This is a genomic window from Ornithinimicrobium panacihumi (assembly GCF_052073805.1).
GTDB classification, from domain to species: domain Bacteria; phylum Actinomycetota; class Actinomycetes; order Actinomycetales; family Dermatophilaceae; genus Ornithinicoccus; species Ornithinicoccus panacihumi.
In genome coordinates, this window is the sequence record NZ_JBQGWG010000037.1 from 1 (window position 1) to 15,866 (window position 15,866).

6 protein-coding genes and 3 pseudogenes are annotated in these 15,866 nt (G+C 64.0%); 1 reads left to right on the forward strand and 8 read right to left on the reverse strand.

What is annotated here, in order from left to right; genetic code table 11:
• The 8 genes and pseudogenes from ACTMMA_RS17805 to ACTMMA_RS17840 form a co-directional block, all read right to left on the reverse strand.
• A partial coding sequence (locus ACTMMA_RS17805; RefSeq protein ID WP_441191434.1) for an IS1634 family transposase occupies positions 1-682 on the reverse strand: 682 nt, incomplete at its 3' end.
• Positions 683-848: 166 nt separating this feature from the next.
• Positions 849-1,865 (reverse strand): annotated as a pseudogene (locus ACTMMA_RS17810) (ISL3 family transposase); the annotation flags it as partial.
• 157 nt (positions 1,866-2,022) lie between these two features.
• Positions 2,023-2,334: pseudogene (locus ACTMMA_RS17815) on the reverse strand (transposase); the annotation flags it as partial.
• Between the two features lie 260 nt (positions 2,335-2,594).
• On the reverse strand, positions 2,595-3,065 hold the full coding sequence (locus ACTMMA_RS17820; protein WP_441191429.1) for a very short patch repair endonuclease: 471 nt from the start codon (positions 3,063-3,065) through the stop codon (positions 2,595-2,597).
• Positions 3,066-3,152: 87 nt separating this feature from the next.
• Positions 3,153-4,904: a DrmB family protein gene (drmB, locus tag ACTMMA_RS17825; protein ID WP_441191430.1), complete on the reverse strand. Its 1,752-nt coding sequence runs from the start codon at positions 4,902-4,904 to the stop codon at positions 3,153-3,155.
• Entirely contained in the window at positions 4,894-8,085 is a 3,192-nt protein-coding gene (locus ACTMMA_RS17830; protein ID WP_441191431.1) for a helicase-related protein, read from the reverse strand. Before ACTMMA_RS17830 ends, drmB begins: the two co-directional genes overlap by 11 nt.
• Complete coding sequence (locus tag ACTMMA_RS17835) at positions 8,082-9,794, reverse strand: UvrD-helicase domain-containing protein (RefSeq protein ID WP_441191432.1); 1,713 nt, start codon at positions 9,792-9,794, stop codon at positions 8,082-8,084. Before ACTMMA_RS17835 ends, ACTMMA_RS17830 begins: the two co-directional genes overlap by 4 nt.
• 17 nt (positions 9,795-9,811) lie before the next feature.
• Complete coding sequence (locus ACTMMA_RS17840; RefSeq protein ID WP_441191433.1) at positions 9,812-14,452, reverse strand: sacsin N-terminal ATP-binding-like domain-containing protein; 4,641 nt, start codon at positions 14,450-14,452, stop codon at positions 9,812-9,814.
• A gap of 190 nt (positions 14,453-14,642) precedes the next feature.
• Between ACTMMA_RS17840 and ACTMMA_RS17845 the strand changes: the two are divergent.
• Positions 14,643-15,832: pseudogene (locus ACTMMA_RS17845) on the forward strand (IS3 family transposase).
• Positions 15,833-15,866: the final 34 nt, after the last annotated feature.

Below are 15,866 nucleotides of genomic sequence, written 5' to 3' on the forward strand. Positions count from 1 at the left end.
CGTTCTGGAACTCCTTCAGCACCGGGATCAACGTCTTCGTCTCGGCCTTGTTGCCCTCGAAGAGGTGCACAGCCAGCGGGAACCCGCCGGGGTCGCACAGCAGGCCGACGGTCACTTGAGGGTCGACCCGTCGTTCCTTGCTCATCCCCACCTTGCGCAGCCCGTCCTCCTTCGGCGTCTCGAAGTGCAGCGTCGTCAGGTCGTACAACACTGCGGCCAGGCGCCCGGTGGGGGCGGCGTGGGCGTAGCAGGCGGCGCCGAGCTGGTCGCGGTAGTTGCGCTCGACGACCCGGGACAGGCAGCGCATGAACGTCTCCCTCGTGCGCGAGGGCACACCGAGTTCCTCCAGCACCCGCACCGTGTCGGCCTTGGACGTCGGCTCGATGATCCGAGCCAGGACGAGCTGCTTGAACGCCTCGTCGCCCAGGACGTCGAAGCCGAGGTCGGCGTAGACCCGCTCAAGGGCCTGCCACAGCACACGCGAGGCCGTGCCGGCGACGGTGGCACCCATCCCGGTCGTAGTGGTGGCCGGAGCGCTGCTCCCATCATGCTCGAGCGGCAGCAGGTCCTGGCCGACGTGCAGCCGCTCGTGCGCGATCGCTTCTAGCAGCGCCAGTTCAGCCTCCGTTCGGGCTGAGCCGATGTGATCGATCCCCAGAACCCGCCGGCCCCGCTTGTGCATGACCTGCACCGCCGTCGCGCCCGAGGCGGTCTTCACCTTGCGCACGAACGAGCCCACCGGGCAAGGCTACCCACCCGCAGGCCCTCGATTAGTTACACCCTCGGCCGAGAAGCCGCAGGTCAGCCATGGTCGCCGCCAGGAAATCGGGCACAACGTCACAACTCAGGTCGGGGTTTCGGTAGGCGGCGATCATCCGTTGGTAGATACCCCAGGTGACCTCGACCTGGATGTGCCGATCGCCGGCGAAGAGCTTGTCGAGGCGCTCGCGCTGGCGGTCGGTGAGCAGGTCCGCGCCGGTGTGCAGGGTCCGGCGGGCGCAGTAGAGGGCGTCGCCCTTGCGGCCGCGGTGGCCGTGCAGCTCCTGCTGGACGCGGCGACGGCACCCGTCGAGGGCGTCGCCGGCCAGGCGGATGACGTGGAACGGATCCATGACGGTGACGGCGTCGGGCAGTTCCTCGGTGGTGGCGGTCTTGAACCCGGCGAAGCCGTCCATCGCGACGACCTCGATCCCGTCGCGCCAGGCGTGGTCCCGCTGCGCGAGCCAGTCCTTGAACGCCTTCTTGCTGCGGCCCTCGACCACGTCCAGCAGCCGCGAGGGACCGGTGCGGTCGCGGACGGGGGTGAGGTCGATGATCACGGTGACGTACTTGTCACCGCGCCTCGTGTGCCGCCACACGTGCTCGTCGACGCCGACGACGCGCACCCCGTCCAGGCGGGCCGGGTCGGCGATCAGCAGCCGCTGGCCCTCGGCCAGGACGGCGTCGTTGGCGGTGTTCCACGACACCGCGAGCCCTTCAGCTACGCGGGACATGGACAGGTGCTGGACCACGATCCCGATCAGGCCCCAGCGCAGCCCGGCGCGGGAGATCTTGGCCCGCGGCTGCGCCGCGGCGGTGGTGTCCTGGCGCCACACGTGACCACAGTCGGCGCACCGGTAGCGGCGGATCGTGACCAGCAGCGTGGTGGGGCGCCACCCGAACGGCTCGTGCGCCAACTCCCTGGTCACGGTGTCGCGAGGGGTGCCCTGGCAGCCGCACCGCTTGCACCAGTCGTCCGGATCGACGACCCGGCAGGCGAGCACCGCCCGGTTGGGCGCGAGCAGCTGGCCGGTGACCTCCAGGCCGAGGTCGTCCAGGCGAGCGAAGGTGGTCAAGTCGGGGCGCGTGAAGGTAGCGTCGGGCACGTCGAGGTCTTCCAGATGGGCGGTGTGAGAACTCCCATCATCGGAAGACCTCGACCCTCACCCCGCCAGCGACGCGCCGACCCCGCTCACGACACCACTACACCCTCGTTTGCGAAGAGCCCCTTGTGCTCGGTGAAGAAGGCGATCACCTGCGCCCGGGCCGGTCGAGCTCGGCTCCGAAGAAAGCCGCCGCGGCCTTCAGTATCTCGTTCGCGCGCCGCAGCTCGGCGTTCTCCCGCCGCAGCGCCTTGATCTGCTCGTGCTCAGCGCTCGTCACCCCGGGCCGGGCACCGGAGTCGACCTCCGCACGGCGGACCCACTTACGCAACGTCTCCGCCGAGCCGATACCCAACTTCGCCGCGATCGAGCGGATCGCCTCGAACTCCGAGGCGTACTCCTCACGCTGCTCCAGCACCAGCCGCACCGCCCGCTCGCGGAACTCCTGGCTGTACTTCGACGGTCGTGCCATGACCTGCATCCTTCCAACGGATCAGGTCTCCGGACACCCCGGGATGGCTCAGTTGGCGAACGCTGGGTCGACGGGGATCAGACGGGCCATGAGACCTCCTCACTGACGGGCAACGGTGCCTTGCCGCCCATTATCTCCCCCGAGGCGCCCCGTCAACGTGATGGGTGAGGTCCTGACTGTCCTTCGATACGGATCCCTCGCCTCTGATCCAAGCAGCGGCCACCCGTAGACGACGCCAGACTGACCGAGTTCGGTGTCGACTATCTGTCCTTCGTCCGCGTGGTCACCACGCTGTCGCAGCCGCCTACGTCGGTCGATTCTCTCCCTGGTTGGGAACCTGGGGAACGACCGACACCAGCAAGGAGATTCTCGACCTTGTCCGCTGCATGCGTCGTTGGAACGTGTTCCCAAAAGCGCAACACGTCCCAACCTGCGCCGGCCAGCAGTTCATCCGTGTCACGGTCACGGGCACGGTTGACCTCGAACTTGGTCCTCCACCAATCACGGTTCGAGAGTGGTAGCGTCCCGTGCTCTGGACACCCGTGCCAGAAACAACCATCCACAAAAACCGCCAGACGCGATCTCGTGAAGGCGATGTCGATGCTTCTCCGACCGTTGCCCGGAACGGGGTACACGACTCGAAATCGCAGACCTCGTCGGTGCAGTTCACGCCGGAGGGCCATCTCTGGTGCCGTGTCTCGCCTCGAAGCTCGGCCCATCCGTTGGCTCACGCTCGCTGAGGAGGCCCCAGGATGTCGCGGGACTCGTTGGTCAGACTCTCGTAGAGGACCCGTGTGTCTCTCCAAAGCTGACCAGCCTCACCAGCCGACTCCGGGGAGTGCATCCGCGAAGTACCCGCCGCTGTAGACGCCATCGGACGTAGGTGCTCCAATGAGCACCGCTCGGTCCAGACCCGTGTTGTACCGTTCGCAACTCGTCTCTGGGAGGAGAAGGCAGGCATGGCATGCGGCCAGATTCATACCATTGACGCCCGAGGAGACAGACTCCATGCAGACCGGATCTGCGGTGCACCAAGCAGCCCGCGTCAGCGCGGACTTGATCGTCTGGGCTAGACGTTCTGGCTGGCTCTGGGAGGCGACCCCTCCGAGGCTGCCCGCGCTGTCCGCGCTGGCCGTATAGATGAGTACCCCCGCTTGCCCCGATTCGTCGTAGATGCGTTCGCGTAGCGATGCAGCGGGGTAACCCGATGTCAACGCGAGTTCATCAAGGAGCGCATGAGCAAAGGAGTGGAGCAGGATGCCACGGGCAGTCGGGGTCGGCAACCCTCCGGGGGCAGCAGCCCCGGTTAGCCTCTGAGCCTGGATGAGCTCATGCACTCGCCCTGCTGCGAAGGGTGTCTCTTCCCAGGAAGCGACGCGGTCCTCGTCCAACCGCAGGAATATGCCTTCGCCATGAACCTCGATGGCTGGAAGCCAGTCCGGCTGGGACTTCACCGTCAAGGGGGCGGGTTGGACGGCGCTCGACTCTTCCCCGTCCTCCGACATGCTCGGCAAGACACGAGTGAACCCATGCAGGGCACGGACCTCTCTCAGCCGAGACACTCTTGAGACCTGTGCGACAGACTTGGGCATGGAGCTGTTCTCCAGCGTCTCTGCCCGACAGAGGAACAGACGCTCGTCATCTCCCTCTACCGAGCCGGTAACGAGGGCCTTGTACTCTTCGATCCGTAAATCCGCCTGAGTGGGACGTTCAGCTGACAGCGCTGGCGTTCTATGAGCGTTGATCGCGGCAGCAACGTCTTCACGCGTGCATCCAGGGGGAGGCGAAAGAAGTCTCGCGATCTCGTCAGCCGGAGAGTCTGGATCGAGAGCCGACAGGTGCGCCGCAACGAAGTCTGCCGCTCGATGAGCCACGGATGGGATCGAGATCGTCGACCGCGTAAGACCGAACCAGACGTTCGATGAACCTCGCTGGAGGGTGCGTAACGATGCGGTGCAGTCCTCGTCCTCACTCCCCGGCAGCCAAGGGCGACGCCCCTGGCACCTCTTCACCCCTACTAGGGCAGCCACCTGGAACGCGCCTGCAAGCGAACGCGCCCGTCCGCAGGAACATCTCACGTAGAGATCTCCCAATGCTGAAGAAGCACCTCGCGCTTGCAGTGTCAGGTCGTGGGAATCCCCCAACGAACTCGACTCGCTACCATGCACCCAGCTCCAGTAGGGGAAGTCATCGATGTGCCCAGCGGTGCAGCAAGCCACGAAGCGTGAGGGCACCAAGGTGCCCTGCGGACAGCGAGAGCACTTCCCGGACCGTCGATCCTGAAGGTCCCACCACTGCCCGAGACGCCGGCACGATGAGCAGAAAACGTACTCGGGGAACCGCACAGCGGGGACGTCTCCCCGCATTCCCCCATCAGTCGGGGGCATCCTCAAGGTTCTGACACCGAGGCTCGCGGCGAGGCGGGGTTCGATCACCTCTTCCCCACGCTTCGGCCATTCGTCAAGGCCGCAGACCATGACACTGTCGTCCTGCACCGGCAGCAAGGCCCCTACTCCAAACGTCGAGAGAAGACTGCTCCGGCGTACCGAACCCACAATTTCAAGACTCACGTGAAGACCTCCGCCTCGAACGTCGCAGCCTGATCAGGTACACGATTGATTCAGCATCCACGTTCCTCATACTGGTCAGAGTGGGCCAAGGTGGCTCGCCCGCCTGGAGCTGCACTTCTTTGGACGGTCCCCCCGCCCACGCAGCGGCAGGGATCATCAATGCCCCCTTCTCATGATGCGGCCACCCCTCGTAGTGCGTCACGTTGCTGTCGAGCCAGTGGTCCGCCAACTCGTCCAGTTCGCTGGCGACCTGCTCTCGCAGCGAATCCAGATCCTCCGCCGCTCCTGGTGTGACACTGCCCAGGAGGCGTTCGTCAACCAAACGCATGCACTCTTCTAGCTCGCGTTCGACCAGCTCAGCGTTCGCTGCTCCAGCGCTGATCCGAAGTTGACTGTCTGAATGCCTGACGAGGCTCGTAAGGACGGCATGGAGAGCTCGATCTCTGGCCCTCGCCGCGAACGGGGTGGCGCTAGTCGCCTCGACGTGCCTATAGAGCGCGCGGTGATATGCGGAGAAGTTCTCGTAGTGAGACAGATCTCGACTGCGAGCTGCGTTGTATATGGTCACGACCAGGCCCGGGTCACGTCGGCCCACACGTGAGGTGGCTTGGATGTACTCGGCGCTGGTCTGCGGCTGGCCCATGACAGCCATCAGACCTAGCCGATCCACGTCCACACCCACCGAAATCATGTTCGTCGCCAGCACGACGTCAGCAGCATCTAGTTCACCCCGGGGTTGCTCCAGAATTCGGAGCTCCTCAGGGATCTCGGTTGACTTCTTGCGCGAGGTCATCTCGCGAGGCTCCGCCAACGTCCGGCAGTCTTCACCTCTTCTGTTGGCGAGGGCGGCCATCTCGGTCGGGACGTCGTCAAGCACCTGGATGTAGGAGCCGCCCAGGACTCGCAGGCTGTTGAAGTAGCCGAGCAGGGTCCAATAGAGATCGGCATCGTCGTGGTCAGGTGGCACTTGGCCAGCCGACTGGAGCAGCGACGCGTACACACGAATCATCAGCGTGGCGTGACTGGCGCTGGCAGCCATGACCCCGGCGTAGTAACGGGACCCCTTCTTCTCCCTGGGTGCCTCGACTGCGAAGTATGAGTCACTGTGCACCGCGCCTGGCGGCGGGAACTGGACGGCGTCGCGTGCGAATATCGCTCTGACCTGTTCCCTGGCCCGTCGAATGGTGGCCGTGGAAGCCACAAGTTTGGGCGGAGATGGCTTGCTGCTCAGGGCGTCTATGGCCGTTTCGTACAAACCGACGATCGTACCCAGTGGTCCACTTATCAGGTGGAGTTCGTCCTGAACCACGAGGTCGGGCGCTAGTGCATGAAGGCCACCCGGAAGGTCTATGGAGGGACCCCCGAAGATCCTTCCCGCTTCCGCTCGCCACGGCACCATCGCGAACTTGTCCACAGTCGCGATAAGCAGAGAAGGAAGTTCCCTGTACACATCCGTGTCTACGATGTGGACAGGGAGTCCGTTTCGGAATTCGCACCCGCTATAGGGGCACGTGACCAACATTTGGGTCCTGTTGTTGACGATCGTGTAATCATTCACACCGAGTTTCGTTCCGCACCAAGGGCACTGCCGCAATTGAACAGGATCTGCCGCCTCAGAGACTTCCTGACCGCGGGATTCACTCATTTGCCGACGGAGTTCACGCGCTGCGTCATCGATCAAGTTCGGGGTTGACCCCTGCCCCACCCACAGGCCGACCGAAATAGGAGCCGAGTCAGGGATCGAATGGGACCGGACCCTTTCTAGCGCGCACACGAGACCAGCGGCCCTTTGGTACTGCTGCAAGGTGAGCAGCCGCAAAGTGTACCGCATGATAACGGATACTCCCGCAGCACTCTTGTCACGCAGCCTGCGCAACAGAATAGCGATACCAATTATCCCGAGGTAGGCCTCCGTCTTTCCTCCTCCAGTCGGGAACCAAAGGACGTCGGCGACCTTCCGATCCTGCGATCCCGGGTCCACCAGTCCTTTGAGGTTGATGAGGATGAAGGCGAGCTGGAAAGGTCTCCATCTCGCGTCTGCCCGACCTGGCGGCGTGCCGATCCCACCAGCCCTGTGGAAGTCCTGGCGACTTCGTTGCTCGGACATGGCTTCGTTCATGAGTCGGAAAGCCGCCGCTACATTCGCGTCCGATCGTAGGACGGCAAGGCCCTCAGTCATCCGCTCAAGGGCTCGTAACGCCTCAGAGCGATGGCGCGCGAGCGTGTGCTGTTGCTTCTCATCGAGCGAATCGTCGCCATCTAACTGCTCAACCCAGGCACGATAGTCGCGCAGCAGGGGGTCCAACTCTGAGAAGTCGCTCGATGCAGAGAGCTTCACCATAGACAAGTCAGACCCACCGCCGCCTGCGGGGTCGCTCAACAGCAGTTCGTACCCCGGAACGAACTCTGTGACGATCTCCTTCACTTCGTCCCCGGACGCCCTCCATGTCACTGCACATCCGTGGCCAACCCCGAAGGCCTGAACGTGCCTGAACAACAACTCCTGAGACTCGATCTCTTCTTCGTCCGATCCGGGCGCAACACTTCCTGGTCGAGCCAAGAATCGTCCGTCGACGGTCTGGACCCGGATCTGCGGGCGGAACCAGCACGCGCCGTCTCGCTCGACACCAGCAGCCACCTGTGTGTTGATCAAAGTGAGGGTGACCGCGACCGTTCCAGCCGAAGAAGCTGGACGCACCAGCGCCCTGAGATCTAGTCCAGTCGCAATCTCGTGGGTTAGCATCCCGTGCTGATGCGGGTCGATGGTCACCTCGACGCTTATGGGGCTACTCCGCCAAGTCGGTGCCTCACCCGCGGTCGTCTCCTGCAGGATGTACCTGGCAGCCGAGACCTGGATCTGCAGTGCCTGCCGCCCACCGGTTTCGACTGCGAAGGTTAGTCCCAGAGATCTCGGGAATCGAACTCGTGACAGCGCCACCCCTGGATCCAGACGTTGGTCCTCACTGGACTGGCTACCCTCAACGTCCGAGTAGTTGGTGGACTCTGTTTCAACCGACGCATCGTTCGCACCTCGGCGAGGATCTGCTGGGTAGAGCACGCCGACGACGAACCGTGAGAGCGGAGCCTCGGTCAGCTCATCATCGAACGGACCGCCGAGGAGATCCTCACGGAGTCGCTGGACAAGCATGTCTCGGGTCGCATACGAGGATTCAAGGGTCATGATTCTTCATCCCATCTCAGCTCCAGTGGGCCGACGATACGCGCCCCAAGCCAAATGCCATGGCGACCGGGCCCGTCGGTCCGCGCCTGACCGACAACTGTCTCGAGCCCGTCCACATACCCGCCCGATAGTCCGGGAAATCGGTCGCCGAACGTCAACCGCCGCATGACTGCGCCGAATCCCACGCTGGTGCGGGCGACCACGATACCGTCAGTACGGGCTTCCCAGGAGGGAAGGACTTCGCCGTCCTCGAGCAGATGCTGGGCCGATCTTCCCCACTCCACGCTCCTGCCGATCAGACTCGAGGATACGTCTAGGGCTGGACCGAGAGCGCGCGAATCATGCGCTTCCATGATCAAGCCCGTCGACCCGTTACCTCGAAAGCTCCTCCGTATCCAGCGCCGTCTTCCGTCGTCGAACGCCCGGGAATGCCAATTGCGCACGTCGATCCCAGACACCCGAGACACGCGCGCCCTAGCCCGCGAAAGCGCAACGAATTTCTGCCTGACCTCCCGATCCAGGTCTCCTTCGGGCCGCGACCACTTGTCCACGTCCACGAGGATGACGTTGTCATACTCCAAACCCTTGGCGCGATGCACTGTGGAGGCCACAACAGGGGTAGTAGCCCTGCGCTTCAGAGTTAGAGGGGTGCGAGCCAGAGACGACGCGAGTTCCGCCAGGTCCAGCACTCGCCCGCTGGCCCCGTGAGCTCTCAAGGAGCGCCACGCTTCGTCCACGCTCAGACCAGGTGGAAGCAGTTGCTCGAGGCCACCGAAGTCGTCATAACTGATGCGACGAGCCGGCCACTCTTGGAGAGCTGCGCCGATCCACGGATCCAGCGCGGGCTCTTGTGCTCCGTCGGCACGTTCAGCAAGCAGTCCGTGATCTACGAAGGCCTGCGCCACGAGCGCCGCCCTCGCGTTGGTGTCACAGAGGAGTGCCGTCGAACCCCGCCAGGTCGAGACGTCGTCGACGCAGTCTTGGTCCACCACCCCCATCGGCGGGATGTTCGCGATGAGCTCCGAGATATGGCTCGATTGCTCTTTCACGCTCTGTCGCAGAAGTTGTGTCCGAGCGAGACTGACTGCTCGAGCATCTGGTCCTCTAGACCGATACTCGCCCAGCAGCTCACGGTGGGCGGGGGAGAATCGACGCTGGACCTCACCGAGGAAGGCCTTTGTGTCCCACGGCTCACGCTCATCGAGCTGGAAGTCGTACAGGGACTGCAGCGGGTCCCCTAGCAGTGAGAAACCCGAGTCCGTCGCGAGCGCCGACAGCAGCCCGAGGACGAAGCGCGCTCGCAAGCCCACCACGTCTTGGACTTCGTCGACGATCACGTGCCGGAAATCTCGCAACAGGCTTGGGTCCTCTTCGATCGCCGCAAGGGCTCGACCGATCTGGGTATCGTAGTCACCTGTCTCTGTCTGATCTCCCGCATCAGCCAGCAGCCTCCTAGCCAACGAGTCCAAGGTGTAGGTACCCACCTGACCACCGAGGTCCGTGACGTGCGCCGTCCTCTCCCGCACGACTTCCACGGCAGCACGGGAGAAGGACAGGACCAGGACCTCCTCGGGAAACACGCCGTGCTCTTCCACCAGCCAGGACACGATCTCACCCACGACCCGGGACTTCCCGGAGCCCGGGCCCGCCAGGACGATCTGCCTGCTTTCAGGCCCGATCCGAGCCACAACGACTTGCGACTCGTCCATGGTGCATGAGGGATGCGTCATGAGGCCCTGGCGCCCCACAGGTGGTCGAAGTGTCGGAAGGCGAAGACTTCACCGAAGTTCGTCAAGTTGTCATCCACGTTGACGACGAGCACCTCCTCCTTTCCTCCGTTGGCGGGCCCCCTTAGACCGCGGCCGATCATTTGTTGGTACACGTTAGGGCTGAAGGTCGGCCTGGTGATGTACACGGCGTCCACGGTGGGCACGTCGAACCCTTCGGTGAATACGTTGTAGTTCGTGAGGACCGTGACTGACCCATCCTTGAAGTCGTTGATGTATCGACGACGGACGGACGGATCCGTCGAGCCTGAGACCGCCCTCGCTTCGACACCGTGGAAGGACAAGAGTGCAGCCAGGGTTCTAGCGTTCTCCACAGACGTGGCGAAGAGGAGCACCTTCGATTCCCGCGGGAGCTCCAGGATGGACCGCACGATGCGGTTGTTTCTCCCTTCATCCTGCCCGATCCGACTCTCCACGGTCGCTGGAAGGCTGTTTCGCCAATCCTTGAGTTCAGAGAGTTCTTTGTCCGTCAGAGTCACCGAGGTGCCCTCCAGCCGCATCTGCCGAACCCTCGCAAGAACACCCATGCCCTGAAGATGGGCGTACACGTCCCCGCCGTCAAAGACACCGTCATCGAGTCGGTTCTTGTGGTACCGCCCTGCGAGAACTCCCGTTTCGTCATCGTTCCACCCTCTGAAGGGCGTGGCAGTGAGACCCAGCAAGGGGGTGGTCATGTCCGCGACCCTGTTGGCGCCGCCGATAGCGCTGAGAACTGAGCTGTACTGGGGACCTATGCTGCGGTGGGCCTCGTCCACGACGATGATCGTCGGATTCTTCAACCACTCGTACTCAGGTGGGAGAACCCCCCCAGCCCTACGGAGAATGGTGTCCAGCTTCGCCGTAGAAGCAACGACAACTTGCTTCCCGTCCCTCTCCTCAGCTTCGTTCTGCTGCCAGAGACGGGAGAGCGCCAAAGGCGTGGCCAAGCCTCCTTTCGCGCGCCAGACCTCAGACCAGGTCTGCACGGCCTGCTCGCACAACTCGTCTCGTTCTGCGATCCATATGACGCGAACATTCCCTCGCTGCTGCGCCATGTGCTCCACGAGTGCCTGCACCGCGACACGTGTCTTCCCTGCCCCGGTCGGCAGCGCCACCAGCCCCCTACGTGTCTCCGCATGAGGATGGAGCAGCTCTCGGATACGTTCACCCACCGAAGCCTGATAGTCATGGAGCTCGCCCAGGACCGGGGGACCCTCAATAGTGAGCTCCGCGTCGCGTGCAGAGCCGGGGAACCCCGCGAACTCAATCGGGAATCCCAGCGCCCGAACCCACTCACGAGCCGCCCGACGTCCCGCCCACTGAGCGGGGGGTTCGAGGTTGTTCTCCCGCAATGCCCGGTGATGCTGCTGCAGAACTCCGTACCCATCTACCGACAAGGCGAGCTTCGCCAGCTCGCGGTCATCGAGGTTTCGCCCTTGCTCGTCTTCAAGTGCCGCCAGTGCAGCCTTGGGAAGGTTCTCGGTCAGGGCGGTTGGGCCGATGGCCATGACGAGCTTCTCGAGGAGATCGTCAGTCTGTGCGATCTGTACCCGGAGCTTGTCGCGCCGCTGCTCCTCCATCCTTCTGAGAACCGCGTCCGGCAGGATGCGCAGGTTCAACTCCCGGCCAACCGCCAGCAGCACGTCCCGGTCCTGGGTGGCCGTAGTGAAGAGCTGACGACCGACGACCTTCTCGCTGAGACTCCGGCTCACCTGGCCGCTGGGCGTGGACGTGAGGAGTTCAAGGCGGGAGCACGGCACGACCTCGAGATCGTGATCATCGAGGTCGATGATGTTCCGCAGGGGCGGGTACCTGTCCACGAGAACGTACGTCTCGCCCGCCGCCTCGTGCTCTACCGTTTCCACCAGGATCTCGCTACCGTCAGCGAGGCCCCAGTTCTCAATGAGGGTCTCCGCATCACTTGGTGCGGCCAGCAGTGCTGGCTGATCAGCCGCAACGAGAGATCGATAGATCTGCTCTGAGCTGGTGACTGCCACTTCATCAGGCGGAACGTCGGCGTGTCCTCTGCCACGCTCCGCGCGAATGGCCTCCGGTGCCTCGTGGCCTGCCAGCGCAGCCCAGGCGTAGGCAAGCACACGTCTCGGCATGTCCCACGGACGGCAAAGGGCAATTAATTCTTCCCAATCCTCCCCTCGGAGGGCTCCGACCTCACCTTTCAGCTTTAGAGCTCGGACAGTGTCCTCGTCAAGGCTGAGAGTGACGACGGGAAGAGGTTGTTCGATTCCGTCAACCACTGCGTAGTCGTAGTCCGGAATCAGACATCCAGCCACTGGCCAGGGCCCGACCTGCGTAGGTAGATAGCCGTATCTTCTCAGGTGCCACCACACCGGGTCCAGGACCGTCTGGCTGCTTCGCTTTCCTGCGATTCGGACCCGCCATGTCTCTCCTCCGAAGTAGTAACCGAGAACGGCTCTCGTCAATTCGGCCCGGCCCTCGGGAGATAGCTCCTTCAGTGGCTCTAGCGGCCACGGCACCCGCCCCATGTCGATCTGAATGGCACTGTCTGGCAGCCGCGACTGTCCCGGCTGCTCACGAACAGCCTCCCTTACGCGATCCTCGGCCCCGGCCCGCCAGGTTTCGGCCGTGGGCGTCGGGTACATCGGGCGAGGCTCCCGGACCAAACCCAGCAGGCTCAGCAACTCGATGTCCTGGTGGTGGAAAGTCGGGTGGATCACGTGGTCCTTGTCCCGGGACCCGTCCCCGGGAACAACCGGCCCCGCCAAGAAGACCTGTCCGGCGCGCTTCCACGCACCCGACAGCGCACGTACCCGCAGCTCCGCCAGCAGACTGTCGCCGAAGAATTCCCGGAACGTGCGCTCCGCCTCATCACGTGGCAATCGACGGGACCGTGACCACACACTGTCCCAGTTGATGGGCTTCGCGTGCAGGTCCCCCCTCAGTGAGCCTTGGTCATCCAGGAGTTCGATCCCCAGGGAGTGCAGAGCGGACTCGACCTCTGGGTCGCCAGCTAGCACGGGGTCGATGAAGAGCCGATTTGCCTCCCGCTGCCCACCAGGGAGGAACACCTGACCACGCTTGCAAGCGTGCAGAGTGCCGTCCTCGAGGAGGAGCACACGCGCGTTGGTCAGTTCGGCGTGAAGTTCCGGTCTGCGACCTATCAGCCTGGCGACGATCTTTACCGCAGCGGCGGAGCGGGCAACCGTTGGCTCCTTCACCAGGTGCTCGACCCACTCACGCACTCCGACAGCAGTCCTCTGGTGCATCCCCATGAGCCTGAGGATCTTGGCGCGCCGCTCGGTCGAGTTGAGACCGTGGTGAACCCACCACTCCGGGTCATGCGCGGCACTTCCCCACAGGGCAAGTTCGTCTGCTTCCAATCCCTCTGGATGGAGACGAATCCTGGTGGGGTGCCGAAGCGTTCCTCCGAGCGAGGGGATGGATGAGACTGCGGAGACAGCCTTCATGATCGGCACATTGATCACGTCGTCAGCGTCGCTGCGGCTCTCCTTCCCTCGCGCCGGCAGGACATCGACAGGCACTGCTGGCCGCTCAGGCGAGAAGAGCTTAGGAAGCGCGCGCACGACGAGCGATGGCAGCACCGACGTGAGGATCTCGCTATTGAAAGTTCCTCCCAGCAAGCTCTCCCGATCATCCGCAAGCTTCCAGGGTGCATTCACCACCCCGGACAGTGTGGTCCTGTCCGCGGTCGGGAAGTAGGCCCAGAACTCGCCGAGCCCCCTCGACGCACCTTCGATGGGAGCCGCCCAGCTGACCTCGACCATGTCCCGGTCTGCCTGGTAGCCACCGTCAAGGCGAGCCGCGGCGCTCGGAGCGTGGGTTGTAGTCGTCACCAGCCACTTCGACCGCCGGCCCGCATCGTCAAGGAGGAGGATCTCATCGGCGCCTTCTTCCACGACGGCGCGGCGCATGTTGCCGCTGGCCCTGTCCTCGAGGTCGAGGCGTGCCACGTGCCTGGAGAATAGGAGGAACTCCGCCGGGAACCTTCGAACGCTCTCAGCTAGCACATTTCGCTTGCGGACGATCGGCACCTCGACGATGGTCGCGGCCCACTTGCTCAGTTCCTGGAGGACTGTGTCCTTGTCAAAGTGGGTCCTGGGGTCCAGTGGCCTGGCGATCCGCATAATCGGATACCTCCGGTGCCCAGGGAACTCCTTCCGGAACAGTTCCGCAGCCCACTGCCGGTCGAAGGCGAAGGAGCCAGTGCGGCTGTAAACCACTGGGGAGTCCGTCACGGCGAGAACGGACTTGAACCCCAGTCCAAAGCGACCGATGCGATCATCCCTCTTCACGGAGTGATGCGAGGCCATGAGCGACGTGACTCCTTCAGGAGTGAACGGTTCACCCGTGTTCGCAACGTAGAGCTTCGAGCTGGTGAGAATGACCGAGCAATGGCCGCGATCGTCCCTGATCGCGTCCGAGGCGTTCTGGACCAGCTCGAACACCTGGCGCTTCGCGTAGGCTCCTTCAGCGATCGATCGCTCGATGTTGGCGTCCTGAACGACGCGGTCCGGGTCGGCCCTGTACGTATCGAACAGCCTCCGGTTCTGCTCTTCCACCGCACCTGAGAGAGCTCCGTCCTTGCCCTGCCAATCGTCCACGTCAATCATCCTCGTCCCAGGTCATCCTCGACCCGACATCAACCGACCTGGACAGCCTAGCCTCACTAGCCCCCTCCGCCACAGGCCGGGTGATGCCCGAACCGATCAGCTGACACGATCGGGTCTGCTGCACGGGGAGGTGACATCGAGTCTGTGGTGCCGCGGGGCGCTGCAGGAGAGGATGTGCACCATGCCCAAGCCCTATCCGAAGGAGTTTCGTGAGGACGTGGTCCGGGTTGCCCGGGCTCGTGAGGACGGGACGACGTTGAAGCAGGTCGCCACCGACTTCGGGATCTCGGAGTCGTGTCTGACGAACTGGATGGCGATCGCCGACCAGCAGCCCGGGAGCGGGGCCGCAGCGCCCGCCTCGGAGTCCAGCGAGCTGCGTGATGCCAGGCGCAGGGTCCGGCTGCTGGAGCAGGAGAACGAGGTGCTGCGTCGAGCGGCGGCGTACCTGTCGCAGGCGAACCTGTCCCCAAAATGATGTTCCCGTTCGTCCGTGAGTTGGCCGTGCAGCAGGACCCGATCCGGGTTCCTGTGACGGTGACGTGTCGGGTCCTGGGTCTGTGCAGGCAGCAGTAGTACCGGTGGCTGGCCCACCCGGTCACCGAGCGCGAGCTGACCGAGGCCTACCGGGCTGACGCGCTCTTCGACGCCCATCGTGACGACCCCGAGTTCGGGTACCGGCTGCTCGCCGACGAGGCCGCCGTCGAGGGCGAGGTGATGTGTGAGCGGACCGCGTGGCGGATCTGCTCGAGCAACTCCTGGTGGAGCAGCTTCGGCAAGAAGCCTCGCGGCAAGAACGGCAAGCCGGGTCCGCCGGCGCACGAGGACCGGGTCCAGCGCGACTTCACCGCCGAGGGGCCCAACCAGGTGTGGCTGACCGACATCACCGAGCACCGCACCGGTGAGGGCAAGCTGTACATGTGCGCGGTCAAGGACGTGTGGTCCAACCGGATCGTCGGCTACTCGATCGACTCGCGGATGAAGGCCCGCCTGGCCGTCCAGGCACTGGAGAACGCGGTCGCTGCCCGGGCCGCTGCAGGCATGGATGTGGCCGGCTGCATCGTGCACAGCGACCGGGGCAGCCAGTTCCGGTCGCGCAAGTTCCTGCGCGCGCTACGCCGTCATTCCCTGGTTGGCTCCATGGGGCAGGTCGGCTCGAGTGCTGACAACTCGGCCATGGAGAGCTGGTTCTCGCTCCTTCAGAAGAACGTCTTGGACCGGGCCCGGTGGGCCACCCGCCAAGACCTGAGGATCGCCATCGTCACCTGGACCGAGCGCACCTACCACCGCCGGCGCCGCCAAGCCCGCCTGGGCAAGTTGACCCCCGTCGAGTACGAGACCATCATGACCACACCGGCCACCAAGGCCGCGTGACCCAACCTGTCACCTCCCCGTGCAGCAGACCCAT

What these genes read in the sequence shown, in the direction of transcription:
- ACTMMA_RS17830 (WP_441191431.1), bottom strand. Translation starts at nt 8,085, where the DNA reads ATGACCCTTGAATCCTCGTATGCGACCCGAGACATGCTTGTCCAGCGA.
- ACTMMA_RS17835 (WP_441191432.1), bottom strand. Translation starts at nt 9,794, where the DNA reads ATGGACGAGTCGCAAGTCGTTGTGGCTCGGATCGGGCCTGAAAGCAGG.